Genomic DNA, 25427 nt, shown 5'->3' with positions numbered 1-25427 from the left:
CCGGGCGAACTCGGCGACAGGCGTCGGACCACGTCAGGCCCGGCGCGGCATGATGCCGGCCGGCTCGCCGTCCGAGCTCCGACGGGCATGCGTCGCGCCGACCCGCGCGGGCAGCGCACGCCGGCCAGGCGCGCACGCGGCATGGCGCGGCCAACCCATCGCCTCGACGGCGGCGTCGAGCTCCTCATAGGCGTTGGCCAGTCCGACGAGCCGGTCGGACAACGCCAGCTCGGCGGGCAGCGTCCGCGCGGCCATCAGCGTCGCGAGGTCGGCGGCCTCCAGCCGCCTCGCCCCGGGATCGGCCGCGACGCAGAGCGCCAAGGCGGCGAGGAGCATGCCCGTGCGGATGACAGTCGCGTCCGCCTCCCAGGCGGCGAGGCGACGACGCTCGGCCGGCGACAGCCAGGGCAGCGCCATCGGCAGCGCCCGGGTCGCGAACGGCAGGCGCGGCCCCACGGCCGAGGCCAGCTGCGCCCGGGTCCGGAGTTCCGACTGCCCCGGCCCCGCCAGGAACCAGGCCGGGGGCGCCGCGGCGAAGGCCCCGGCGTCCTCCGCGGCGAGATACCGCGCCGCCCTCAGCGCCCGGGAGGCGGAGGCTTCCTGGAAGCCGACCGTGACCACGGCATCGAACTGATTCCGCAAGGCGCGGTCGCGCACACTGGTCAGGGGCAGCGCGGCGACGAAGTCGCCGCCAAGCGAGGTCGCCGCGCGCGCCGCCCGCTCGACCTCGAACGCATTCGCGTTCGGGGCGAGGGCGACGACCGACGTCCCCCCGGGCGCCCCGGCGCCCCCGGCCGCGGGGGCCGCCCCGGCGAGGGCGAGGGTGGTGTCGCCGTGCAAGGCGGACAACCCGAGGCAGAGCATGCGGCCGCACAGCGCGCCCGCGTCGTCGTCGGAGAAGAAAGCGATCTTGGTCACAAGCATGCCCTCCTTGAACGCGTCCCCGGAACGGGACGATGCCAATATACCCATGGGGGTATTTTTGTCCGCCTGTCGCGGCCGCCTTCAGTCGAAGATGAGTCACGAGTCCGTAGCGCGAAGGCAGTCATTCTCCCTTCGGGCTTAGCGCCATGTTCACCAATCGCGCCCTCCGATCAGTCGATGCGCCAAGCAACTCAGTGAGGCGATCGGTGCACCGCCGCCGATGCCTCGTCATGTTGACTCGTTTTGAGAACCCTCCCGCACCGATCGCCGCTCTACTGCACGCGACACTTGGATCAACTTGGGATCAGGATCGACTATCGCCGCAGTCGATTTCGCTGTTTGCTCGCAGATCGAAGACGAGACTATTTCAGTCCAGCGCACTCGATCGCGGAAACGCCGTGTATTCGACCGCGGCCGGGGGCGCCGCGATCGTGGATCGACGACATTGTCCACAGGCGCCACGGCTCACCTGTCGGCGTCCGGCTCGCCCCGGCGGCGCGAGCCCCGGATTATCTTTCTGATCGCCGCGTCGCCGATGTCGCCCTGGCGATCCAGGGCATCGGCCAGCCGACCCAAGGCCGCCCGCCGGGCCCGAACGGCCCCGGAGGCACGCCCGTAGGCCGCCGTCAGGCGCAGGTGCACGGCGGCCGCCACGCCGGGGACGCGCAGCAGGTCGGCCGTGGCCGCCTTCGGGAGCGCCACCAGGGGCGTGCGCGGCGAGAAGCCGAGGTGGGTCTCCATCGCGACGGCGAGGCGCGTCGCCGCCGCGAGGTCCTCCGCGGCCCCGGCCGTCACGTCGCCGAACACGGCCTCCTCCGCGGCCCTGCCCGCCAGCATGATGGCGAGGCGCTCGTCGAGCTGCGCCTCGGTGACGGGACCCGCCCCTTCCCCGGCCCCGATCCACGCCGCGCCGCCTTCGGCCCCGATCGCGGCCGACAGCGACGCCGCCCCCGCCCCGATCGTCGCGGCGGCGAGCACGTGCCCCGCCTCGTGGACCGCGACCCTGCGGCGTACGCTCGCGGGCAACGGCGGCCACGCCTCAGCCGCCGCCGCGGCAAGATCCGCCGCGTCGAGGTCGCGCCCCGCCCGGCGCGCGACCCCGCGGGCCCGGCGGACCACCGCCTCGGCGTCGGCGCCGGTGGCGCCGAGCATCTGGCCCGCGAGGGGCCGCAGGTCGAGGCCCGGCAGGGCGCCGGCGAGGTATCCGCGCAGGATGAGGGCCAGGTCGACGGCGTCCGGCGGCTGGATCCGGACGTGGCGCTCAAGCCGGCCCGACCTCAGGATCGCGGGGTCGATCCGGCCGGGGTGGTTGGTCGTCCCGACCACCACGACCCCCTCACGGGAGGCGGCCCCGGCCAGGTGTTCGAGCAGGGCGTTGACGACCTGCGTGGCGTAATCCCGGCTATGCTCGGGAAAGCTCGCGCGGTCGCCGAAGGAGTCGATCTCGTCGACGAGGGCCACGCAGGGGGAGCGGCGGGCGCGGTCGAAGAACGCGCGCATCGCGCCCAGGGTGTGGCCGAGGTGGCCGTCGCGGGCCGCCTGCCATTGCGCGAGCGAGCCCGCGATCAGGGGGAGTCCGGCGCTGCGGGCCAGCGCCGCCGCGAAGGCCGTCTTGCCCACGCCCGGGGGACCGGACAGCAGGGCCGCGGATTCGAGGTCGGCCCACCGCGGCGCAGCCGGCCCGCCGGCGAGCCACGCCCTCAGGTCGAGGACGAGGGAAAGGCCCCAGTCGCGGGCGGCGCCGTAGCCGTGCAGCTCCTCCAGCCCCGGTCCGCCCCGGTCGGTCCCGACCTTGGCGGACACGATCGCGGCGAGCCTGCTCGCGGAGCCTTCGCCGCCGCGCGCGGCGTGCACGGCCAGGCTCAGGTCCCCGGGATCGCAGAGCGCGGCCCCGGCGGCGGACAGGCGCGACCGCGGCGCCGCGCCCGTCACCGCCTCGACGACGAGGGCGACCTCGGTCGGGTCGAGGGCCTCCACCTCGATCCGGAGCTCGGCGCCGCGCACCAGGTCGCCCGGCAGCAGCCGCGCAGGATCCTGCGAGACCCCGATCACGACGGCGCCGTCCTGGAGCGCCTGCCGGACCTCGCCGTTTCGCCTGTCCGGCTGGTGCCCCGACGACGAGCCGTCGGCCTGCACGATCAGGGCGGTTCCCGCACGGCCGTCGCCGCGCGGGAACCGCCGCCCCGGGTCGACGAGGCACAGCGCGGACGCGGAGGCGACCGGCTCGACCCATTCCATGGCCGGCACGGACACCAGCAGGATCGCGGGGCCGAGCCGGGGAAGCGCGCCGACCCCGCCGACGGCGTCCACCGCGCGGCCGAGGGCGACGGCCGCGCCGGCGAGGTCGGCGCTCGGGCGCCGGGGGCCGTCGAGGAGTGCGTCGACCGCCTCGTCGAAGCTCGCCGCCGGACGGCCGTCCTCGACCAGGAGGGCGAGGAACGCGCGCGCCGTCGCCTCGCGGCGCGGGATCGCGGACGCGGCGCGGGTCGGACCCGCCCCGGCCGTCACGCGCGCCTCCCGCGGCGGGGCCGCGCCGCGCGTCCAGACCGCGCGGTCCACGCCCGCGCGATCCGGGCCAACTCGCCGTGGCCGGGGCGCGACCGCGACAGGGCGCGCAGCGCGTGCGACAGCACGACGCCCGCGGTCGGGTCGCCGTCCCGGTGCGCCAGGACGAGAAGGTTCCCCATCACCAGGTCGGCGAGCGGGCCCTCGGGACCGTGGTGGCGGATCCGGTCGATGGCGACGGCGGCGGCCGCGGCGGGATCGCCGGCCCGGGCCGCGGGCCAGCGGCGCTCGTGCAGGATCGCGGTCGCGGCGACAGCGCCCGCCAGGGCCGTCACGTCGGACTTGGCGATCTCGGACGGCGCCCGGGTCCGCCACAGGGTCAGCGGGCAGCCGCGCGGCGGCATCGTCCCGCCCCGACGCGCCAAGCGCGGGCCGCGTGCTCTCGACATGTCCATGTGCGCTCCCATTCCCAGCTCCGGTGTTCGGGATCGTGGCGGCGCCTCAGGCCGTCACGACGAGGGTCGGGTCGAAGGCGTGCGCCGCCATCGCGTGGCCGCGGCCGCCGGTCCGCGGGTTGGCCACCACGCGCGTCTTGGCGACCCGATGGTCGGCGGCCGCCGGCACGTTGCCGTGTACCCACAGCGACGGGGCCCCCCAGGCCGCCATGGCGGCGGCGGCCTCCGACGCTAGGGACGCCGGCAGCCAGGGGTCGGCGTGCCATCCCTCCCAGTCGACGGGGAGCGAGCGCGGGGTCGGCGCGTGGCACGTCACGACGACGGCCGCGTCGCCCGGCAGCGCGGTGTCGACGCACGCGTTCGGGCCGGGCGGGAGGCCCAGGGAGCCGATCGCCGCGCTCGTCAGCGCGTCCTCGATGAAGGCGCGGCTGCGCGCATGCATCGCGAGGGTGTCCAGGGGCGTCAGGGGGCGTCCGCGGCGGAGCTCGATGCGCCCGGCCTCCTCCCAGGCCGTGCGGGCCGCGACGCGCGCCGGGGGCCGGCCCGACGACGCGCCCAGCTGCCAGTCCGTCCACAGGGTGGCGCCGACCACGACGGTCCCGTCGCCGTGGGCGGGCCCGAACCGGAACGCGTCGTCGGAGAGCAGGACGATGCCGAGATCGGCGGCGAGCTCGCGACCCCGGGCAAGCGCCTCGGCCATCGGCGTCCCGGATCGGTATTCGACGTTGCCGGGCACGACGCAGACCGGCCGACGGCCTTGCCGGCCGTCGAGCGCCCGGGCGAGCCATATCAGGGACGCGGAGAGGCCCGGGCCGACGTTGCCCGCGACCAGCATCGCGTCGAAGGCGGGCAGCGGCTCCGGGAACGCGAGGTCCGGGCGGAGGTCGACGCGCAGGTCCGACAGCACCCAGAAGGCGGGGCGCGGCGAGACCCGCTCCGCGGCCCGCGCGTGCGCCAGGATCCCGGCCATCGCGGCCGGGGCGAGCCAGCGCACGCCCGGCTCCGCCCGGACGGGCGTCCTCGTCCCGTCGGCGCTCGGGCGGGTGTTCATTGCGGGCTCCGGGCCAGCGCGCGATCCCGCACGCGCAGGATCGCCTCGACCGCCCGGCGCAAGCGCCGCAACGAGCCGCCGCGCCAGCGCGCCCGCAACGCGGCGCGCTCGACCGCGTCGAGGGGCAAGTGGAATCGCGGGTCGAACCCCGCCTCCATGGCGACCCCGGCGAGGATGCCCGGGAGCAGGGCGTCGAGGTGGTCGGCGCGTGCCTCCGGGAACCGGACGACCCGCATCCGGTCCAGCAGGGGCGCCGGCAGGACGGCAGGCGCGTTGGCGGTGCAGATGACGGTGACCCACGAGAGGTCGAGCTCGACCTGCAGGCAAGGGTCCGGGAAGCGGGCGGCGTTCTCCGGGTCGAGAGCCTGGAGCATGGAATCCCAGAGCCGCCCATGATCGGTCCGCGTCGCCGCCTTGTCGACCTCGTCGACCATCACGATGGGGTTGGCCTGGGCATGCCGTGCGACGGCCATGAACGGCCGGCAGGGCTCGGACGAGTACCAGCGCCGCTCGGTGCCGCCGAAGGAGCCTCCAGCGTCGTTCGCGCCGTCCACGCGATAGACCCCGACGCCGAGCGACTCGCCCAGCCGCCGGACGAACCGCGACTTGCCGGACCCGGGCGGCCCCGCGATGACCATCGGCGGGGCGTGGACGTGCGGACGCGCCGCGAACGCGCCGAGCGTGGCGTCCACCGCCGCGACGGCGTGCGGGAACTCCTCCAGGAGGGCACGGCGCACGCCGGCGAGGTCAGGGGTCGGGACCAGCGGCAGCGCCGTGCCGATCGCATTCTCGTAGCCGCGCGCCACCTCCTTGGCCTTGCTGTGGCCCGTCCGATTCAGGTGGGGGCAGACCAGGACGTGGCCTGCGGGGACGTCGGCGACCGCGGCGGCCCCGCCGTCCTGCCGGCGGTCCGCCTCGTCCCGGTAGGCGCGCACCATGTCCCGCAGGTCGGCGATCTCGGATTGGGCGCGCGCCTCGCCGTCCCGGCGTCCGTCCCGCTCGGCGGCGACCGTCAGGGGTTGCGCGACGGCCTGCCCGACGACCGCCGCGACCTGCGCGAGCGTGCCCGTGGTCCAGAGGCCGCGGGACCGGCCCGTCGCGACGGCCGAGAGGCCGACGGCGAGAAGGCGCGCGTCCTGGCAGATGTCCGCGAACGCCGATTCGAGCGCCGCGCGCCAGGACGCCCCGGCCTCGTCGGTCGCCTGGGTCGCGCCGTCGGGCGCCGCCGCCGGCCTCCCGAGTGGGTCGAGGTGCGGCCACGGCGCGCGCGCGGCGTTCCCGCCGGCCTGGGCGCCTGCGGGTACGGGCGCAAGCCGGTGGAGCTGCGCCCCGACCTCCGGGAGCCGATCGAGGTACGACCAGGCCGCGGCCGCGGCGCGCCCGGCGTGCTCCGCGACGCGCTCGAAGGCGCCGAGCAGGACGAGGGCGTCGGCGATCTCCCGGAGGGTGGGGTCGTCCCCGAGTGCGGCCGCCCGGTCGAGGGCGGCGAGGCCGCAACCGTCGGCCTCCCCCGGCCCCGCGGCACCGTCCGCCGGGGTGACATCCAGCCCGGGACACGGCCCGACGTTCTCGCGAAGCCACGCCGTCACGCCGGCGCCCAGCCCGGGCGTGGCCGCCTCGGCGTCCGCGGCGAGCTGCGCCGGGAGCGGACCGTCCGTGGCGTCCGCGTCGAGGCCGGCGCGCAGGGCCCGGGGCAGGTGCCGCAGGACGATGGCGCGCGCGATGGCCGGGGTCACGTCCTTCACGGGCATTCTCCAAATGGCTTCGACGGGACGGGCCGCGGCCTCTCAGGTCGTGGCGTCGAGGACCAGCGCCGGGTCGAAGGCCCGGTTCTCGCGGCCGTACCCCTTGGGGTTGCAGACAACCCGGGTCCGACCGACCACGTGGTCGCGGCTGGCGTGGACGTGCCCGTGGACCCAGACGGCAGCCCCCAGGCGACCGATCGTCCCCTCCAGGCGCGAGGCGAAGGCCGGGTTCAGCGGCCGGCCCGCGAACGCCGGGTCGAGGGAGGCCGCGGCCGGGGCGTGGTGGGTGACGACGACCCGGGACCGGGCAAGCGTCCACGCACGGTCGAGGGCGAGCGACTCCAGCCGGGCGCGGCTGGCGCGGTGGACCGCGGCGGCGTCCTCGGGCCGGAACGGCATGGCCGCCGGGCGGCGCGCCCGGTCGATCCGGCGGTGATCGGCGAGCATCCGCCGGGCGTCGTCCATCGAGGACGCCACCCGCCCGTCCCCGTCCAGCCGGTAATCGGTCCAGAGCGTGCACCCGGCGAACGCGACGTCGCCGATCCAGGTGGCCTCGTCCTCCAGGAAGTCGACGCCGGACCGCGCCGCCGCGATCCGCCCGGCCGCCAGGGCGTCGGGACGGCACGACCGGTAGTATTCGTGGTTTCCCGCCACGAAGACCACGCGCATGTGCGGGCGAATCGTGCGCGCGAGCCAATCGAGCGAGGTCTCGATCCCCTCGCCGACGTCGCCCGCGACGACGGCGACATCGGCCTCAGGAATGGCCTCAGGCGTCCACGGGACGCCCACGTCGCGGTGCAGGTCGGACAGGATCCAGAGGCGCATGCGCAAGACTCCGTCGGCCGACGCCGCGTGCGGCTCGGCTCGGCTGGACTGGGCTTGGAACTGGGACTTGGACCGGGGGCCCGGGGAGGCCGCGCCGACCTAGTGCACGGCACCCGCGGAATCGCCGGCCGGCGTGCGCAGGACGTACCAGCGCGACAGCGTCCGGGCGAACGTCGCGCGATCCGTGAGGTAGACCTCGCTGGTCCGCACCCGGTGCCCCTCGGCGATGCCGGGGTGGCCGGTGACCCGTCCCTTGAGCACCGGGGCGAAGACGGCGTCGCACGACCAGCCGTCGAGCACGGGCGCGCCGGCGAGGTCGTCGGCGGTCGGCTTGAGCCCGGCCTCCGCCGCCTCGACGTCGTCGGCGAGGTCGCGCAGCCTCTCGGGCAGCGACCGGACGTCTGCGGCCTCGCCGATGCGCCTCGCCTCGTCCTCGCGGGCTTCGGGCGGCAGGTTCCGCCCGGGAGCCCCCGTGGCCCGCCGAACGGCGCCCAGCAGCGTCAGCGCGACCCGCAGGGCATGCCCTCCGGGGGTCCCGTCGGCCAGGCCGGAGGCCTCGCCCCGACCCAGCGGCGGCACCGCGCAGGGAAGCGTCGGTCCGTCGGGATCGAGGAGCGCCATCGCGGCCGCGAACCGCGCCGCCGCCGGCGCGCCGCCGGCGCGTCGGCAGCCGAGATACCACGTCGGTACCGGGGTCGTGTGTGCGGCGCGCCATGCGGCGGCCTCGCGCTCGTCCGCGGCGTGCGGGCCGACCACGAGGACGGATGCGTCCAGCAACGCGCGGACCGCTCCCGCGCGCAGGTGCCTCGACGGCAGGTCGACGAAGACGGGTCCGCCGTCCCGCAAACACGCTTCCGCCGCCCGGGCGACCTCGCCCGCGGACGCCGTCTCCCGGAAGCGGACGTGGCGCAGGCCGGTGCGCGATCCCGGCACGGCGACGCGCTCGGACGCCAGCAGGGTCGCCGCGCCGTCCGCGACGGTGGCCGCGTGCGCGGCGAGGAGGGACGCGTGTGACGCGTCCGTGCGCCCCGAGGCGCCGGAGAAGGCGATCAGCATGGTGGAACTCCAAGCACGCCGGGACGACGTCCGGGATGGACGCCATCGGCGGCACATCGCTGGCCGGGCCGCGCCGAGGCGCGGCTGGTTCGGGGAACGACGACGCGCCGCCGCGGACAAGGCGATGGTCGAGGTCAGGGGATTATGGATGGCCCGGGCGCGCACCTGCACGTCTCACCGGGAGAAGCGTCCACTACAGCAGAAGCGCTTCGATGTCTAGACTTTACCGGGCAAAACATCTGTTGATTGCGGGGATATCGACAAATATTTTCCCGTCGGAACAGTCGATCCTGATCGTGGGTCCGGTCCGCCTTCACGCCGCATTGGCTTCGTCGCCCGCGCGGCGATAGCGGGAGGGCGAGCCGCGACGCCCGCGCACCGAGCCATTCGGTGAATGGCCGTGACGCCCCGCGAAACGGCGCCCCGGCTCCCGCGTCCGGGGGGCCGGGTCACGCAGCGCGTGGCTTGCACCGGAGGCGGCGGAGTGCGTCGGTCGTGCCATTGCCGTGACCCGACCGGTGACGCGGCCGTCCCGAAGCCGGCCTCGGGACGGCCGCCTCGTGGACACTTGGCCCTTCCGGGCAGGCCCGGGCAACCGCACCGAGGCGCATGCCCCGATGACGGCATCGGCCGGGGGCGAACGCCCGCGCGGCGCGCGGGACGTTTCGGGGCGCGGCGGGCGGCTCCACGCTCACGTAACGCCCGGCCGGCGCCTGAACGCGAACGGCTCGATCTCGTGGATGAGTTTGTCCCCGTGCCAGAGCTGCGCCCTGCCCGTTCCGCTGAGCGCGTGTGCCAACTCCACAGCCTCGTCGCCATCCATGGCAACGATGTCGTGGGTCTGGATCGTCCTACCCCGCGCGTCGAGACGCCTGACGCAGTACCGCCCTTCTGGGGAAGCTTGCTCCTGACCGCCGGCCCGGGAGGCCGGGGACGGATCGACATCATCCACCACAGCAAACCTTCGGAGTTTCAGCGCGGCGTCGGCCGGATGCCCCTCAAGAGGCCTCACCGCGACATTGCATCGCCACACGGCACGCCGACGCATGACTTGTCGCCCGACGGCCAGCACACCTCGTATGTAGTCTCGGATCCTGTGCGCCCGTACATGGGCGCATATCAGGCGAACTCTATACTTTGGTTCACCCCGGATGGCCAGCATGCGGGCGCCCCCGCAGGGTTGGAAGCAAGCCGTCGTACCCGGCAGACGCCCCATGCCCGGCCGATCCCGACTGATCAGCATCGGGCCCGGGCGACGGAGCCGGGGCGCGAACCGGTGCCCCGGCGGAACGGTGACGTGAATCGGCCGGCATCGAGCTTCAGGCCGGGACGCTAACCCTCGCCACCAGAGAATCGTCCTTCGATGTGCGTCGCCGCGTCTGCGTATAGCTCGCAACGTCGGAGCAGGACGGCGCGCCTCTCCGGCTTGCGCGTCCCATCCGCCTTCGCTTTCGCCTTGTCGGCACGCTCGCGCATCTTCTTGGCGAGCTTGCGGAAGGCCTTGTCGATCTTCGCGCTGACCTGCTCGACCTCCGCCTTCACCGCATCCTCATGGTCTGGCATCGGCCCGGGAAGCGTGCTCCTTTCGTCCTTGGCCAAAGGCATCTCCATCGACCTGCCCGCACCCCTTACCCGATCCACTGCGACAATGCGATCACGGTCGCGATGCATGCCGACCGGCGGGCGCGCCGACCGCCCAGCCCGCGGGCATCATGCGTGAGGTCCGGATCGTCAGGTCGGCCGCGAGGATCGCCGGCGGCATCGAGCCGTTCCCGCGAGTGGCGGCGGGCCCTGCCGCGCCGGCTCGCACGTCAGGCAACCATCGGGATCGCGGCGGCATCCGGTTCGGGGGAGGCCCGCACCGTCGGCGGCAAGCTGCCGAGGCGCAGGCCCCCCTTGCCCCCGGCCTTGGCGGCGTACATCAGCGCGTCGGACGCACGTAGCGCCGCGGCGAGGCTCTCGCCCGAGCCGGCCGCCAGGACGATCGCCCCCATGCTCGCGCCGACGCCGCGGCCGGCGAGCGCATGCACGAGGCTTTGGTGCAACGCCTCCGCCCGGACTGCCGCCACGGCGTCCGTCTCGGCCTGCAGCAGGAAAGCGAACTCGTCCCCTCCAAGCCGAGCGATCCGCTCCCCGTGGGAGAGGGTTGCCCCTGCCGCGGCAACGACCCGGCGCAGAACCTCGTCCCCGGCGGCATGGCCTTCCCGGTCGTTCAGCGCCTTGAAGCCGTCCAGGTCGGCCATCACCACGACGTGGCGCCCGCCGCGCCGCGTCGACAGGACGGCCTGCGCGTGATCCTCGAACGCGATCCGGTTCAGGGCGCCTGTCAACGCGTCCTGGCGGGCGGCCTCCCGCTCGCGGTCGTAGGCGCGCCGCAAGGTGCAGGTGGCGAAGACCACGAAGGCATAGGTGCCGAGGCGGAGGAAGGCCCGGGCGACCGCGACCGCCGGAGGCAGTGCCGCTTCCTCGGGCAAGGCGGGCAACACGTTCAGCAAAGCGGCGGCCAAGGCGACGCCACAGGCGACCGCAGGTCCGAGCCGCCAGCCCGCCAGGACGATCAGCGGGATGTAGGCGGGCCCCATGCCGATCCCAGGAACCATGCGGTCGATGGTGGCGAGCGCGAGGCCGGCCGCGGTCAGCACCGCCCACGACGCCGCCAGCGGGTATTCCCTCGGTGGGATGATCGGACGCCGGTCCGGCAACCTGCCCCGCGACAGCATCGCCTTCCCTCCCATCGGTCGCGGGGCCAAGCGCCGCGCCACGAGATTGCCATGCGATTCCTTAAGGTTGTCCTGGGCGGCTGGCGCCGGCGACAGTCCGCGGTCCCGTTCGCCGGAACGACGGACGCCGCCTGGATTCGGCATCCCTTCGGTCCCGTCGGGTTCGGGTCCCGACCAATGGCCCTTGGCCGTCGTCCCGCGGACGCCGCCGGATCAATGACGCCACTCGCGGGCTTCACCCGACCGAGGCCTATCAGGTTCGATGACGCTGCTTTCGCAGCGTCTCGGCGGATGTATTCCGCAGGCCGGAGGCGATGATGGCGATGGCGAATCCCGGCGCGCCGATCGCGGCGCTGCGGGGGGGGCGACCCCGAGGATGGATCCGGCCTTGCGCGAAGCCCGCACCCGCTACGATCACCCCACCGGATGGCTCGGCGTCGACATCGCCGACGCCCTGGTCGCGCGGTGGCTGATCACGCCGGGCGATGAGGCCGGCACGGTGGCCACGCCCCACGGCGGGCGACTGGGTTCGTCATCGAGGCCGAGCCGGCCGGACGGAGCCACCTGCCCCGCCGCCCGTTCCGGGACTGGAGCGAACGACGGCCGCATCTCGTCAGCCGGCCCGGCGGCGCCCAGTGTCGCCGCCGCGGGGGGACTTGTATCGAGCGAGCGTCGACGGGGCGGGCGCGCCGTCCGGGTGACCGAAGCGGGCCCAACGGCCAACGGACCGTTCGACGGCGGCCGCCCCTCCCGATCCCCGACGACGGGCGGACAGGCGTGACCCGCCCCCGCCACTCTTGCGGGGCGCTCCTCCCCGGGCATACGGGCCGCGGCTTGGATCACACCGGGGACGGACCGCCCGCTACTCGGCAGGTTGCTCCATATCCGCGAGCGCCTCGATCACCCGGCAGTCGCCGACCCGCCCTCGGCCACAGGTATCCAGGGCGCGCCGCAGCTCGCGTCGGAGGGCCACGAGTCGGGCGATGCGCCGGTCGATGTCCTCGACGTGACGGCGGGCGATGCCGTCGACCTCCGCGCACGGGCGGTCCGGCTGCTCACTCAACGCCAGCAGTTCGCGCACCGCGGCCACCTCGAACCCAAGCTCGCGCGCGTGCCGGATGAAGTGGAGCCGCGCCACTGCGGCGGCGTCGTAGCGGCGCTGCAGTCCACCCGTGCGCGCCGGGACGCGCAGCAAGCCGACGCCTTCGTAATAGCGGATCGTCGGCACCTTTACCCCTGAGCGCCGCGCCAGCTCGCCGATCGATATCTCTGCCATGGCCCTTGAACCTTTAGTGGCTATAAGAAGTAGGTGAGGGCCGAAGGCGAGTCACCCCATAGCCGACGGCTGCTGCGAAAGACGCGTTGCCCGCTGCCAACCACCCGCGCCCGCACCGGCGGGACATCCCTCCCCCGCCATCGCCCACGGCGCGGCGGCCGCTGCGTGCTGCACCGGCGGCGTCCCGGTCTTCGATGGCGGGAACCCACGCCACAAGCGCATCCTCTGGACGGTGATCGGCCCGGAACGGGGCGTTGTTCCTCGGAGAGATGGCGGCGGGCCGGCTCGCTGGGTCTCAGGCGCTCAGGCCGACGCGTTGGCCTTGCTCGCCGACACGGTGACCTACGGCCTCTGGCTGGCGGTGATCGGAGCGAGCCTGCGCACCCGTGCGTCGGCCGCGCTCACCACGGGCGTGCCGCCGTCGCTGATGGCGTTCGGCTCGACGGTCTGCCAGACGCTGGCCCTCGGCCTGCCGAAGGCGGAGGTCATGGGTCTGGCCGGCGTGCTGGCGCTGGCGGTCAACGCTGCCTCGGTGCTGCTCCCGAGCCCGTACAAGGATGGCGGTGCGAACATGCGCTCGCTTCTGGTCGTGCTCGCGCAACGACGCGATCGGCAATGTCATCGTCATGGGCGCGGTGCTGGCGGTGCGGGGCACCTCGACCGCGTGGCCCGACCTTCCGGCCGCCGCCCTCGTGCCCGGCATGTTCCTCACCTCCTCCGCGCAGTTGCCAAGGCGGGCATGGTCGGAGTACCGCGAGGGCGAGCGGGTGCGCCCGGCGCCGGTGGAGTAGCCGATACGGACCGGTGCCAAGCGCGGACTGACTGGGCTCCGTCGGCCGGAGCGTTGCGACGTGGCATGGGCCGGCGACCGCCGGGACGTGGGCCTCGGTGCGGCCGCCGAACCGGCCGAACCGGCGCGTCTCACCGGCCGTCCGTCGGATCGGTTCGGTCGACGTCGCTGAAGATCGACCTCCGAGGCCGCTCCCGCGGCGGCGGCGGGGCGGCGGCGATCTCGGGGATCGTGGTCGCGGAGGCGAAGGCCCATTCCTCCTCCTCGTCGCCGGGCTCGGTCAAGGCGTGCCGCTCCCGCCGTCGCTGCACGAGATCGTGGACGGCTTCCGCCATGAGGTCGCGCGCCTCCTCGATGAGTTCCTCGGCCCCGTCGTCGAGCACGCCGATGTCGGCGAGCGCGCCGAACCCCTCCTCGAAGCGCTCGAAGTTCCTGTCAGGGTCCTCCTCGGGATCGGCCGTGGCCGCCGCCTGCCGGATCAGGCCGGCGACCGCCGGCAGGGCGCGCGTCCTGAGTTCCAGCCCGAGCGCGACGAGGCCGCCGGGCGGCAACAGCGCCAGGAATCCGGGATCCGGCAGGAACGAGAGCTCGAAGCCCTCGACGGCCGCGGCTGCGAGCTCGGCCGCCGCCCGGGCCCGGACCGTCTCCGGGAGGAGACGAAGCCGGTGCGCCCGCGCGACGAGATTGAGCCACGGGTCGTCGGCGGCGCGCTCGGTCCGCCAGGTCGCCCTGTCCAGGAGTCCCGGGTCCGCCGCGACCACGCGGGCGAGCAGGTCATCGCTGGCCCGGCGCGCCAGAAAGAGGAACAGCGAGCGGTTGGTGTCCTGTCTGTCCTCCACTCCGGCGATCCTGGCGGCGACGACGTCGTTCATCGACGCCGGGATGATGCCGGCGTCCCTGGCGGCCGGCATCCCCTCCGAGACGAAACCGGACAGGATGTTCTCGGGGGCGATGCCGCGCAGCAGCGCCGCGACCATGTGGGCCTGCCCGCGCAGGATCTCGGTCAGGGCGTCGCCGATGGTCGGATGGGAGAACGTCCAGGTTCCGCCGCCGGCCGACCGCTCGACGACGAACGAGCCTGCCAGCTCGGCGATGCGGTTGCGCACGTCGGCCAGGCGGACGCCGAGCAGGTCCGCCACGGCCCGGCTCGTGTCGTCGTCCCAGCCGTCGGCCGACAGTCGCCCCTGATGGACGTAGACGAGCATCAGGGCGGCGCGCAGCGTGTCGCCCAGGGAGCCGATGGTCTCGACGAGGTGCTCGCGCGGCTCGCGCATGAACCGGAGGAGACCCTCCACGGTCGGTCGCAGGCCCCGCGTGAACGCCGGGTCGCCGAGACGCTCGGCGACGCCGGGCAGGAAGCCGTCGACCTCGGCCACGGCGTCGAGGCAGGGCTTGACCGACGCCTTCCATGCCGGCGCCTGGCCGCCGAACGCGACGTGGTTGTACAGGATCTGCGCCCTCTCGGCACCCGTGAGCGCACCGACGTCGACGACCGCCCGCCCGTCGACGAAGGCGGCGAGGTTGCGCTGCCCAAGGAGCGGCTTGGCGCGCTGATAGATGTGGCGGCGCGAGGTGAGCAGGAAGCGGTTGCCGTGCGACAGGGCCGCCTCGATCTTCCGGAAGGCGGAACTCCAGTCCTGGACGTACTCGTCCCGCATGACGTTCGGGCCGAAAGCGTCGTCGATCCAGAAGAAGCGCTTCCGATCGTTCGGATTCCAGCCGTCACCGAGCTCCCGCGGCCCGGTCAGGTGCAGCACCGTGCAGCCCGCCTCCTCGCTCGCCATCGCCGAGAGGATGGCGCCGATGGTCGACTTGCCCGCCGAGGGGTTGCCAAGGAGCAGGACGGCTCCGTGCTCGTTCAGGGCGTGGACGGCACGGCGGTGCGCCTCGGTCGGCACGTACGAACGCAGCTTCGGCAGCCACTGCTCCAGCAGCGCGCGCGACTGCGCCGCCATGCGCTCGTCCAGGATCGCCCCGAGGTCGCCGAGGCCGTAGACCTGCGGGACGAGGGCGCGCAGGCGGGCGCGCGCACGTATCGACCGGATCAGCCATTCCCGGCCGAGGACGTGCGGCCTCGCGACGCCCCGCGCACGAAGCCGCGCGCGTATCGCGCAAGCCACCGGGGCGTCCACGCCCATGCTGGTCATCAGGATGTAGGTCTTCGCCTGCCCCAGGGCGACGAGCCGGTCGACGCTGGCGAGCTCCGCGGCGATGTCCCCCACCCTCAGGCGCCTCCGTCCGTCCGCCGAGTGCTTGCACTGGATCGTCGCGTCGTGGCCGCCGCCCGGCCCCGACAGGAACACCGCGTCCTGCCCGCCGTCCTGCGCCTCCCGATAGACCTGGACCGGGCGCCGCAGCACCTCCTCGCAGACCTGCGCGCATAGATCCTGGAAGGCCTTCCACCCGATCGTATGCAGGGCGAGGTCGCTCCAGGGCCCCTCGGCCCGCACCCGCATCGTACCGGCCATGCCGTCCCTCCGACCCAGGGCAGCAATCATTCGCCCAGGCCCGAAGGATAGGCCGGCATCGCCTACCCATTCGATAGCGCATTCGGCCGCCGCACTGGAAAGCCCGGCGCGACGGGGCCGCGGACGATGCCCCCCGATGCTCGGCTAGGTCGGGAGTCCCCTTCGGCCCGCGGGGACGATGACCGGGCATGCCCCTTCGCCGAGCGGCGTCGCCTCCCCGCTCGCCCGCGGCGCGTCCGGTCCGCCACGGGCCCACGGATGCCGGGCGCCGGCCCTCCCGGTCTCCCGCATCGGCGCCTCCCGCCGCCCTGTCGCCCCAGGGTCGACGGCCCCGTCCGGCTCAGCCTATGGTGCGGCGGGAGGACCGTGACGTGGGGGATACGGACGCAGGCAAGGCGAAGCTCGTCGCGCGCATCCGCCGGGTCATGGGACAGGCTGGGGCCGTGGAGCGGTCGATCGTCGACGAGGGCGACACCCTGGAGCTGCTCATGCTCCTGTCGGCGTTGAGCGGGGCGATCGACGGCCTGACGGCCGAGGTGATGGAACGGCACGTCCGCCGGACCCTGGCGGACCCGGCGACCGACCCGGACCCGGGCCGAGCCGACGGGGCGAGCGTCCTGATCAAGGCGATCCGGACGTACATGAAGTGACCGGGCGCCGAATCCGGATCTCGCCAGCAGCGGCTGCCCGGGGACGTGTGCCTGGCACGGCCATCGTCCGACCGAGGCGTTCATCGACGGCAGGACGCGAGGTTTCGGCGGACGCGCGCCCCGGCGCCGCGGCCGGGTCCCCCGGATCGAGTTCCCGTCCGTCGGCAAGGTGCGCCGACGCGAACCACGGCGGACGCAGCGGTGCCGGCTCACGCCCTCGCCCGGGGCGCCGCCCAGCGGCAGAAAAGGGTCCCGGGCGCCCGACGGGCCTACGGCGCCGGGCCGTCCGTCGCCGATCGCGGCGCCCCGTCAGCCACCGCCGATCCCTGCAGGACCCACAAGCGACTGGAACCTTCGCTCGCACCTCTTGCTCATGCCGAGCGAGGACAGGATCCTGGATGCACCCAACGAGTCGACATTCCTGACCCTGTACCGATCCGAGAGTATGTAATTTATCGTCGCCGGCATGCTTCTCCTGATCTCGGGATCGTTCGCCGACGGAATGGAAAGCAAGCGTTTTGCCGCGGCGTAAACGACGCCCTCGACCCCCAATATGGTCAAGGCCTTCTCGTTGACGTCCATGGCTATCAGCCTCAGGATCGAAGAGTTCGAGAGGGCCTGCCTGTGGGTGAAGAGGATCTCCGCACCCTCCTTGAGCGGCAGTATCTCCGGCACGCGCATATCGTCGGTGTGATCCGGCCACGCCTCCAGCGCATCTCGGATCCCGTCCCCTCGCGAGAGCTCTTCCGCCGCGCCGCTCGCGATCGCGTCGCGGTGCGCGATGCAGTTGCGAGCGACACGAAAGTATACGTACAGGGGCAGCAGGAACTTGACGCCGTCGAGGTCGGCGCCGATCCGCTCATAGTATCTGGTCAGCCCAGCCTCGGCCGCGGCCGCTCCGTCGTCGGTGCCGTCGCCACCCTGCCTGGCAGGGAGACGCCCCTTGGGCTTCGGCTTGGCCCCGCGGAAGCGGCCGTAGCTGTCCAGCTCGGCGCTCAGGTTGTCCAGGAACAGGTCGAACGCCGAGAAGCCGCGAACGACGCCCGCTCGCCCGATATCCAGCCTCCCCTCGTCGATCAGCTCTTGCGGGCGGCCCCAGTCCGGCATCCCGCCCCAGAGGTCGTTCTGGGCGTACAGGATCTCCTTGATGCCGTCGCGGGTCTCGCCCTTGTCGATCGCGTCCTTGAGCATCCCCAGCCCGATGACCTGCGTCTTGAGGGAACGGTTGAGCCTCTCGTGAAAGCGATGAAACCGCAACGACGCCTCGGTGTTGGCCCCCGCGAGACCGTGCTGCGTCTGCATCCTGTCCTTCCGTTCCGTCATCGGCGGGGGGATCGCCCGCCCCCTGGGCGCGGCGCGTCTATAGAGGCCTGTCACCGAAGCGTCGATTCCGGGGGAGCGCGCGCCGGCGACTGGCGGCGGCGGGGATCCGACGCGAGGAACCGTGCCCGGCCGCCGCGACGGCACGTATCGGGTGGCCTCGGCATGGAGCCGCGGTTCGAGGGTCGATGACCTTCATCGCCGCAGCGCCGCCGATGCGGGCGTCGCCCCGGCCGGGTTGGCCAGGGATCGGGTCAGGACGAGAAGCGACGCAACCGTGCGGTCCCGGCCCCGTCGGCCGGCCCGCTCGCGGACGTCGCTCGCCAGCCGTGGATGGGGGTGACGCCGGCCGGCCGGCCCTTCTTCCCGGTGCCCGATCTTGCCTCGGCGCGCGGATGGGTGGAGCTGCCCCTAGCCGGGCCGCGCGGCTGAAGGCTTGACGCCGAAGGGGGAACCACCCTTGGGATCGGGCGTCAGGCCGGTTTCGTCAGCACGCCATCACCATGCCACATGCGATCCGCGTTCCGCCGCGGCCGGGGGAGCCCGCGTACGAGGCGTTCGAGCGGCTGGCCGCCCGTTTGGGCGATGCCGACGGCGACCGGCTGGCCCGCTCGCTGGGAATCGATCGCAAGGCCTTGCGGCACGGCGTAGGCGTGGACCGGGTCGGCGAGTTGCTCGGCCTGGAAGCCCGGTCGTTGACCGACGCGACGTTCGTGCGGGAGGCCCGCGGCATGCGGCTCGGCGGCTTCGTCGTGCCGTTCCGGGGCTGGGCGCCTTCGAAGCGCGTCTGCATCCCGTGCCTGGTACAGGATTCGAACGGCGATGATGACGCAGCAACGCTCTGGAAGTACCGTCGGACGTGGTGGGACCTTCGGGCCGTCGACCGCTGCGAACGCCATGGCTGCGCCTTGCTCGACGCCTGCCCGGGATGCGGATCGCCCCTCGCTTGGCGCGATCGCCCCCCGCGCGTGTGCTCGTCCTGCGGTCACGACCTTCTCGCCGCGTCGGGGGCCTCGGCCCCCGACGCGGGCTGGGAAGCCTACCTGGTCGGTCGGCTGGGCTTCGGTCCGGCGCGTCCCGCCGCGATCCTCGACGCCATGCCGCTCACCGACGCGCTCTCATGCGTCCTGGCGGTCGGCGAGACGCTGAGCCCTCGTTCGGCGTCCAGGAGCAGCCCGCAGGTCGACCGCGCGCGCGCGGCCCTCGGCTTCGGCCTTGTCGGGGACGGGGGCCGCGCGCTGCGGGCCGGCCTCCTCGGGCTGGAGCCACCGTCTCCCCACCTCGACGGCCGGCGCCTGCGCCGGTTGCTCGACCCGCTGCTGGGCTGGCTCGCAGCGCATCCCGGCGATGCGACCGGTCCGATCAGGGACGCGCTCCTGTCCCACGTCCGATCCGCCTGGGTCGTGTCGCGCGAGCTCCCCCTGCTCGGGGAGACCCTCGCGCCGGTGGTCCAGGAGCACCGCCTCGCCCTGGGGCGCCGGCTCGGCCTCGACCCGACGATCCTGGATCGTCTCTTGCGGCACGCCGGCCTCGCCGCCGCGGGCGAGCGAGAATGCAGCGCGGAGGAGTTCGCCAGGCTCAGGGACGCGGTCGAAGCCTCCGTGTCGGTCCCCGAGGCGAGGCGCATCCTCGACCTCGACACGCGGACGCTGTCGGCGCTTGCGGGTATGGACATCCTCCCGCGGGTCCCTTGGGCCGAAGGCGAGGCGACCCGCGGTCGCTTCGTCCGGAGCGCCCTCGAACGCCTGGCGGCGTCGTTGCGGTACGATGTCCCGACGGTGGGTCGCCGGACCGCGGACCATATGACCTTCGACGACGCGTCGCGGGCCCTGCGCCGCGGGTCCCGCCACCACGATCGCGCGCGGGCCATCCGGCACCTGCTGAGCGACAGGATCCGGCCGTGCGCACGGCTCGACCGCGGGCAGGGGCCGACGACGCTTCTGTTCGACCGGCGGACGATCGAGGTTCTCCAGGACGCGGACATGCAGCCCCCAGATCTCTGAGCGTTCGGGCGCCGCTTCAAGCCTCCGCGCTCAGTGGGCGAAGACGCTGCGGGAAGTAGCATCCTGCGTCGTCGATGCCACGAGCGCCACCTGCCTCTAAATAGTGGCTTCCCCGATGACGGCCGCCGCCGCGGAAGGCGGGGCATGACCGGCCCGGGGAACAGGTCCAGCGCGGGCGCGGCGACCGGGGTGCCGCCCCCGGTCCCGAACCGCCCTCGTCCCTACGGCCGATCACCCGGCGGGCCGGCCCTGCTCGATCTCCTGCACATGCGCGGCATGAAGCGCCTCCCCTTGCCGCAGGAGCCAACGCATCGCGGCCGGGATGGCCTCGACGTCGAGCCCTTCCGACCGGGCCCGGCCCGTCAGGGCGGCGGCGATGTCGGGGTGCCTGCCGAACTTCAGCCGCAGGACCCAGAGATCGATGGCCAGCGACCGATGGCGGACGAACTCGGCCTCGGCCACGGCCAAGGCCAGATTGGCCCGGTCGCACGCCTCCGCCTTCGCGACATCGATCTCGGGCTTCTCGTTGTCGCGCACCTCGCCGAGGCATTCGCGCATGTCCTCCAGCGTCAGCGTAGGTCTCCGATCCACGACGGGGCGGGCGGACTGCAGCCTGGAGGAGACGTCGCCGCAGTCCGAGCAGACGTATACCTGCCGGCGCAACGCCACGACGAGCCCGGCGCCGCCGTGGCCGTAGAGCGCATGCCTGAACTCCCGGCTCTGCGGGTCGGTCTCCAGCTCAAGATGCGAATGGGTGCGCAGCTCCGCGAACCATTTGCCGCCGCCGGAGATACGCAGGATCGCGGGCTTGCCACGGCCGCAGCACGGGCAGGCCCAATCGGGCGGCGTCCGCTGCCAGCCCTTCCCGGCCTGTCTCTCGAACGCGGCGATGTCGGCGGCGGTGGGACGCCGCCCGGCGACCGGCTTGCGCGCCCGTCCCGAGTTGCCGACAGCGTCGCGGCGCACGGACCTGGCGCGCAACCGCGCCTCGATCCCCAATTGCCAGGTCCGCATCGCATGCAGGTCCGGGTCGTCGCGGACCCAACGGTCGATCATTCGTTCGTCCGCCGGCCTGGCGAACGCCATGACCGCGTCCGGCCCGCGCTCCTGAGCGAAACTCCCCGAGGCCAGCCGCTCGACCAGGAGCGCGGCGAACGCCAGCCGGTCCTCGAAACCATGCCTGACCTCGCTCCAGGTGCGGCAGGCCGCCTCCACGTCGACCTCGTGGAGCGCATTGGACCGCGGCCGGATGAACCGGCCGATCTCAGCCGGGGAGAAGGAGAAGGCGGGGTGGATCTCCGATCCCAGCAGCCGCTTCGCGGTGCCGTCCGCCGCGTTGCACGCGTCGCAAACGAGCGTGTCGCGGAAGCGCACCACCAGCGCACGCATGTGCTCGCCGGCATGGGCCGACCCGGCGCCGGCGCCCTCCACCCGGGGGGACGCCCACCCATGCGCCGACCAGGCTCTGCAGGTGATCCCGGAGGTGGTCGTGATGCAGGTCGAGATGCGCGAGCAGGACCCCGTTCCGTGCCTTGCGCACGATCATCGGCTTGGGCCTGCGACAGCATGTGCAGTGCCAGTCGGCCGGCACGCCGGCCCAATTCGCGTTCAGGTCCAGTCCGGTGGCGCCATGCGCCCGCAGCAACGTCTTGGTCTGCTCCGTCCATTGCCCGTCGAAGCCCGGGAACCAATGCGCGAGCCCGGCATCATCGAGGCCCGGGACGTCGGGCAAGCGCAGGTCGGCCCTGATCATGCCGGCCTCTGACGTAGCCATCTCCAACCCGCTCCAATTTCATGCCGGTCGACGGATCTCGCGCCGGCCCCCCCGCACCCGCCATGGACGTGGCAGGATAGCCGGGCGTCAAGCGCGCCCGGCGCCATCACGCGCGCGCGACGGCGCCGGAGGACGCATTGGGCGCCATCGCGGCCGGTGCCGGTCTCCGAACCGAAGGTCGCGCGGGTCGCGGGGAGCGCTTCGAGCACCACCGTAACGCATGGTTCATCGTATTCGAGGCTCGGCCAGGGGAAGTCGATCGACCGGTAAGATTCTCAACGCACCCGGCCCCAGAAGGCAGCCGGGACGTGCGAAGACATAAGGGGAGCCTGTTGCCGGTGCCGGGACCTCGGTCGATGCTCGCCTCCGCGCTTCGCCCCGGCGCGGCTCTCGCCGCCGCGCTGGCCGCATTGGCCCTGGCGATCGCGTCGGCCGCGGCGCTGCTCGTGGTCGACATGAACCGGCAGGCCGTTCAGGACGTCGAGCGCGGCCTGGTCGGGCTTTCGGCCGTCCTCGCCGACCAGGCCGACCGCTCCCTGCAGGCGATGGAGATGGTGCAGGATGCCGTCATCGACGGCTTGCGCGAGGCGGGCGTCGCCACGTCCGAGGAGTACGCGGCGGCGGCGGGCCGGCAGGACCTCCACCTGGCCCTCAGGGCCCGCATCGCCGCGCTCCCGCAGGTCAACGCGATCACGATCGTCGACCACGCCGGCAAACTGCTGAACTTCAGCCGCTACTGGCCGATCCCCGACGTCAACATCGCGGACCGAGACTACTTCAAGGCGCTCGCCGCGGACCCGGGGCGCGGACGTTTCGTCGGCCGACCGGTTCGGAATCGCGGCGACGGCGCATGGACGATCTACGTCGCCCGCAAGGTCTCAGCCTCCGACGGGACGTTCCTCGGCCTCGTGCTCGGCGCGGTAGAACTCGGCTACTTCGAGGGCCTCTACCGGCAGATCTCGCCGACCGACGACGCCGTCGTCTCGGTCTTCCGCGACGACGGCATGCTGCTCGTGCGCCACCCGCACCGGGCGGCCACGATCGGCAAGGTCCTGCCCACCGCGGCGGCTGCGCTGATCGCCGCGCGGGACCGGGCGGGCGGCGTCCTGCGCAACGTCAGCCCGATCGACGGCCACGAGCGCCTCGTCGCGACGAAGGCCCTCGCCCGCTACCCGCTCATCCTCAGCGTCAGCCGGACGGTGGAGGCGAGCCTCGCCCCCGTCCGGCGCCAGGCTTTCGTCGTCGGCGCGTCGGCGGCGCTCCTGGTGTCATGCATCGCCGCCCTGTCCGCCCTCTTCCTCCGTCAGGCCCGCGCCTTGCGGCGCGCCGCCGCCGCCGAGGAGCGCGCCCGCGGCGAACGCGACCTGCGTGAGCATTGCGAGCGCTTCGGCTTCGCGCTCGACAACATGATCCAGGGCCTCTGCCTCTTCGACGCCGACAGGCGGCTGGTCGTCATGAACCAGCGCTTCGCCGAACTGTACGCGGTCCCGCGCCATCTTCGCGAGCCAGGCGCGAAGGCGGAAGACCTCCGCCGGGTCGTCCTGTCGCTGCGGGGGGAAGCGGGAGGCGACTGGGACATGGTCGTCACCCCGCCGGGTTCGGACGCCCCTTCGTTGACGGCCTCCGTCGTCCGCCTGTCCGACGACCGGGACGTCAGCGTCATGCGCGTGCCCGTTCCCGGCGGGGGGTGGATCTGCACGCACGAGGACGTCACGGAGCGCCGCAGGAGCGAGGAGCGCCTCGGCTTCCTCGCGCGGCACGACGCCCTGACCGAGCTGCCGAATCGCGTGCAGTTCGCGGACGTGGTAGCCCGCGAGCTGGCGATCTGCGCCGGGACGGGGCAGGAGGCCGCGCTCCTCTGCCTCGACCTCGACGGGTTCAAGCAGGTGAACGACCTGTTCGGCCATCCCGCCGGGGACCGCCTGCTCGTCGAGGTCGCCAAACGACTGCGGGGGCTGCTGGGCGAACGCTGCGTCGCCGCGCGCCTGGGAGGCGACGAGTTCGCCGTGCTCGCGACCGGCCTCGATGGCCGCAGGACGCCCGCCACGACCGCACGGGCCGTCATCGACGCGCTGGGCGCGCCCTTGGCGGACGGCGAGCGGCGGATCGACGTCGGCTGCAGCGTCGGAATCGCTTCGTTCCCGCGCGACGGCGACACCTGCGAACGCCTTCTCTCCGCGTCCGACATGGCGTTGGTGCGCGCCAAGCGTGACGGCAAGGGGGGCTACCGTTTCTTCAAGCCGGAGATGGACGCCGCGGCGCGCGAACGGCATCAGCTGGCGCTCGACCTACGCGCGGCCATCGGCACCCCGCAGTTCGCGCTGCATTACCAACCGCAGTTCGAGGTCGCCACGGGCCGCGCCTGCGGCTTCGAGGCCCTCCTGCGCTGGACGCACCCGATCCGGGGAGCGATCCCGCCGACGCTGTTCGTGCCGCTCGCCGAGGAGACAGGCGCGATCCTGCCGCTCGGCGAATGGGTGCTGCGGGAGGCCTGCCGCGAGGCTGCAACCTGGGGGCTGCCCCTCGGCATCGCCGTCAACCTCTCGATTGCGCAGTTCCGGCAGGCCGAACTGTGCGACGTGGTCAGGCAAGCGCTCGCGGAGACGGGACTGCGGCCCGATCGCCTGGAACTGGAGGTGACCGAGAGCCTGTTCCTCAATAGCGCGGCGCGCTCGCAGGAGGTGCTGGGCGACCTCAAGGCGCTCGGGGTGCGCATCTCCATGGACGACTTCGGGACCGGCTACTCGTCGCTGGCCACGCTGCAGGCATTCCCCTTCGACAAGATCAAGATCGATCGCTCGTTCGTGGGCCAAGTCGGCGTCACGAGCAAGGGTGGCGCGATCGTGCGCGCGATCATCAGCCTCGGCGAGAGCCTCGGCGTCCCGGTTATCGCCGAAGGGATCGAGACGGAGGAGCAGCTCGCATTCCTGCGGCGGCACCGCTGCGCGGAGATGCAGGGCTATCTGCGCGGCATGCCACGGCCGATAGCGGAGTATCTCCCGCTGCTCGCTGCGGAGGTGGACCTTCGCGTCGCGTAGGCGCGCAGCCGGTGCACCGAACGCTCGGCGGAAGGCGGCGCCGGCACCCGCGACGCGAGCGCTGACCTGGGCGCGACCTGTCAGCAGGCACATGCCGTTCAGGGGTGCCATCGATCTTTTTCCGATGCCGCCGAAGTCTTCATCCGGGGGGCGGTTCTGACGCTCGGCATCCACTGCTGGCGCGATCGAGCGAAGCGCTCGTCCTTCAGCGACCGTGGCGTCAGAACGGTGGCAGGGCGGCCCATTCCGAGGCGCTCCTCCGCCGGTCCATCGACGCCGCGATCACCTGCGATAGATGTCCGACCTCGACGACATCGAGCGGTTTCCGTTCTACCGGGAGCCCTACGTGCTGGTCGTGCCGCGCGGGCTCAGGGAGGAACTCGAAGGGCAGGAATTGGCCGCGATCTTCGAGAAGCATCGTCGCGTCCGGCACAGCGAGCGCTCCTATGTCGGCGGGCAGGTCGAACGGCACCTCAGCCGCTCGGGTCTCCGGCCTCCACGGGCGTTCGAGTTCGACACGTCGGACAGTCTCGTCGCGATGGTGGCGACCGGCATGGGGGTCGCCATCACCACGCCCCTGTGCCTGCTGCAGGGCATCGCGCATGCCAGCCACGTCAGCGTCCTGCCCCTGCCCGGTCCGGGGTTTTCCCGGGAGCCGCTGCTGGTCACGCGCCGAGGTTATCTGGTCTCATTGGCACCCCGGATCGCCGAGCTGGCTCGGGCCGCGATCATCCAGCGAGAGCTGCCCCGCATTCACGCGCTCGTGCCGTGGTTCTCGCCTCCCTCTTCCCCCGCAGCGCCTTCGATGGCTCGATAAGCCCAAGGCT

17 protein-coding genes and 1 pseudogene are annotated in these 25427 nt (G+C 73.3%); 5 read left to right on the top strand and 13 right to left on the bottom strand.

All coding sequences use genetic code 11. The features are described from left to right. Positions 1 to 33: 33 nt before the first annotated feature. The 10 genes from ME121_RS18720 to ME121_RS18670 form a co-directional block, all read right to left on the bottom strand. A complete protein-coding gene (locus ME121_RS18720) occupies positions 34 to 918 on the bottom strand; it encodes a hypothetical protein (RefSeq protein ID WP_143739278.1) in 885 nt (294 codons plus the stop codon). A 471-nt stretch (positions 919 to 1389) separates the two neighbouring features. Then, positions 1390 to 3483, bottom strand: coding sequence for an AAA family ATPase (locus ME121_RS18715; protein ID WP_059409436.1), 2094 nt, complete (start codon positions 3481 to 3483; stop codon positions 1390 to 1392). After that, on the bottom strand, positions 3429 to 3878 hold the full coding sequence (locus tag ME121_RS18710) for a hypothetical protein (protein WP_143739280.1): 450 nt from the start codon (positions 3876 to 3878) through the stop codon (positions 3429 to 3431). Before ME121_RS18710 ends, ME121_RS18715 begins: the two co-directional genes overlap by 55 nt. 52 nt (positions 3879 to 3930) lie before the next feature. Then, positions 3931 to 4935: a metallophosphoesterase family protein gene (locus ME121_RS18705; RefSeq protein ID WP_089231468.1), complete on the bottom strand. Its 1005-nt coding sequence runs from the start codon at positions 4933 to 4935 to the stop codon at positions 3931 to 3933. Next, complete coding sequence (locus ME121_RS33810; protein ID WP_245337837.1) at positions 4932 to 6680, bottom strand: AAA family ATPase; 1749 nt, start codon at positions 6678 to 6680, stop codon at positions 4932 to 4934. Before ME121_RS33810 ends, ME121_RS18705 begins: the two co-directional genes overlap by 4 nt. Positions 6681 to 6722: 42 nt before the next feature. Then, complete coding sequence (locus ME121_RS18695; RefSeq protein ID WP_059409434.1) at positions 6723 to 7505, bottom strand: metallophosphoesterase; 783 nt, start codon at positions 7503 to 7505, stop codon at positions 6723 to 6725. A 99-nt stretch (positions 7506 to 7604) separates the two neighbouring features. Next, positions 7605 to 8561: a hypothetical protein gene (locus tag ME121_RS18690; RefSeq protein ID WP_024828388.1), complete on the bottom strand. Its 957-nt coding sequence runs from the start codon at positions 8559 to 8561 to the stop codon at positions 7605 to 7607. Positions 8562 to 9893: 1332 nt separating this feature from the next. Beyond that, on the bottom strand, positions 9894 to 10160 hold the full coding sequence (locus tag ME121_RS18680; protein ID WP_089231498.1) for a hypothetical protein: 267 nt from the start codon (positions 10158 to 10160) through the stop codon (positions 9894 to 9896). A gap of 212 nt (positions 10161 to 10372) precedes the next feature. Beyond that, the gene (locus tag ME121_RS18675; RefSeq protein ID WP_059409433.1) at positions 10373 to 11281 is read right to left on the bottom strand and encodes a GGDEF domain-containing protein; all 909 of its coding nucleotides are present in this window, start codon (positions 11279 to 11281) and stop codon (positions 10373 to 10375) included. A gap of 862 nt (positions 11282 to 12143) precedes the next feature. Then, positions 12144 to 12557 (bottom strand): MerR family transcriptional regulator, encoded by a 414-nt coding sequence (locus ME121_RS18670; protein WP_043075225.1) that lies wholly within the window; start codon positions 12555 to 12557, stop codon positions 12144 to 12146. A 58-nt stretch (positions 12558 to 12615) separates the two neighbouring features. Here ME121_RS18670 and ME121_RS18665 point away from each other — a divergent pair. Further along, positions 12616 to 13348, top strand: a pseudogene (locus ME121_RS18665) (cation transporter). A 130-nt stretch (positions 13349 to 13478) separates the two neighbouring features. Here ME121_RS18665 and ME121_RS18660 read toward each other — a convergent pair. After that, positions 13479 to 15815 (bottom strand): nSTAND3 domain-containing NTPase, encoded by a 2337-nt coding sequence (locus ME121_RS18660; protein ID WP_089231472.1) that lies wholly within the window; start codon positions 15813 to 15815, stop codon positions 13479 to 13481. 371 nt (positions 15816 to 16186) lie between these two features. Between ME121_RS18660 and ME121_RS18655 the strand changes: the two genes are divergently transcribed. Beyond that, complete coding sequence (locus tag ME121_RS18655; protein WP_043343706.1) at positions 16187 to 16465, top strand: metal-sensing transcriptional repressor; 279 nt, start codon at positions 16187 to 16189, stop codon at positions 16463 to 16465. 309 nt (positions 16466 to 16774) lie between these two features. Here ME121_RS18655 and ME121_RS18650 read toward each other — a convergent pair whose 3' ends face one another. Then, complete coding sequence (locus ME121_RS18650; RefSeq protein WP_143739281.1) at positions 16775 to 17767, bottom strand: hypothetical protein; 993 nt, start codon at positions 17765 to 17767, stop codon at positions 16775 to 16777. A 521-nt stretch (positions 17768 to 18288) separates the two neighbouring features. Here ME121_RS18650 and ME121_RS18645 point away from each other — a divergent pair. Next, on the top strand, positions 18289 to 19788 hold the full coding sequence (locus ME121_RS18645; protein WP_059409431.1) for a zinc ribbon domain-containing protein: 1500 nt from the start codon (positions 18289 to 18291) through the stop codon (positions 19786 to 19788). Positions 19789 to 20019: 231 nt separating this feature from the next. Here ME121_RS18645 and ME121_RS18640 read toward each other — a convergent pair whose 3' ends face one another. Then, on the bottom strand, positions 20020 to 21177 hold the full coding sequence (locus ME121_RS18640) for a hypothetical protein (protein ID WP_491892850.1): 1158 nt from the start codon (positions 21175 to 21177) through the stop codon (positions 20020 to 20022). Between the two features lie 741 nt (positions 21178 to 21918). Between ME121_RS18640 and ME121_RS18635 the strand changes: the two genes are divergently transcribed. Then, positions 21919 to 24600 carry a bifunctional diguanylate cyclase/phosphodiesterase gene (locus ME121_RS18635; RefSeq protein ID WP_059409429.1) on the top strand — a complete coding sequence of 894 codons (2682 nt, stop codon included), beginning with the start codon at positions 21919 to 21921 and terminating at the stop codon, positions 24598 to 24600. Positions 24601 to 24895: 295 nt separating this feature from the next. Then, the gene (locus ME121_RS18630) at positions 24896 to 25417 is read left to right on the top strand and encodes a LysR substrate-binding domain-containing protein (protein ID WP_107645319.1); all 522 of its coding nucleotides are present in this window, start codon (positions 24896 to 24898) and stop codon (positions 25415 to 25417) included. Positions 25418 to 25427 lie beyond the last annotated feature (10 nt).

Source organism: Methylobacterium sp. ME121, assembly GCF_000974725.1.
Lineage (GTDB): Bacteria > Pseudomonadota > Alphaproteobacteria > Rhizobiales > Beijerinckiaceae > Methylobacterium > Methylobacterium radiotolerans.
The sequence above is the reverse complement of the archived record's forward strand: the minus strand, read 5'-3'. Positions and strand labels throughout refer to the sequence as shown.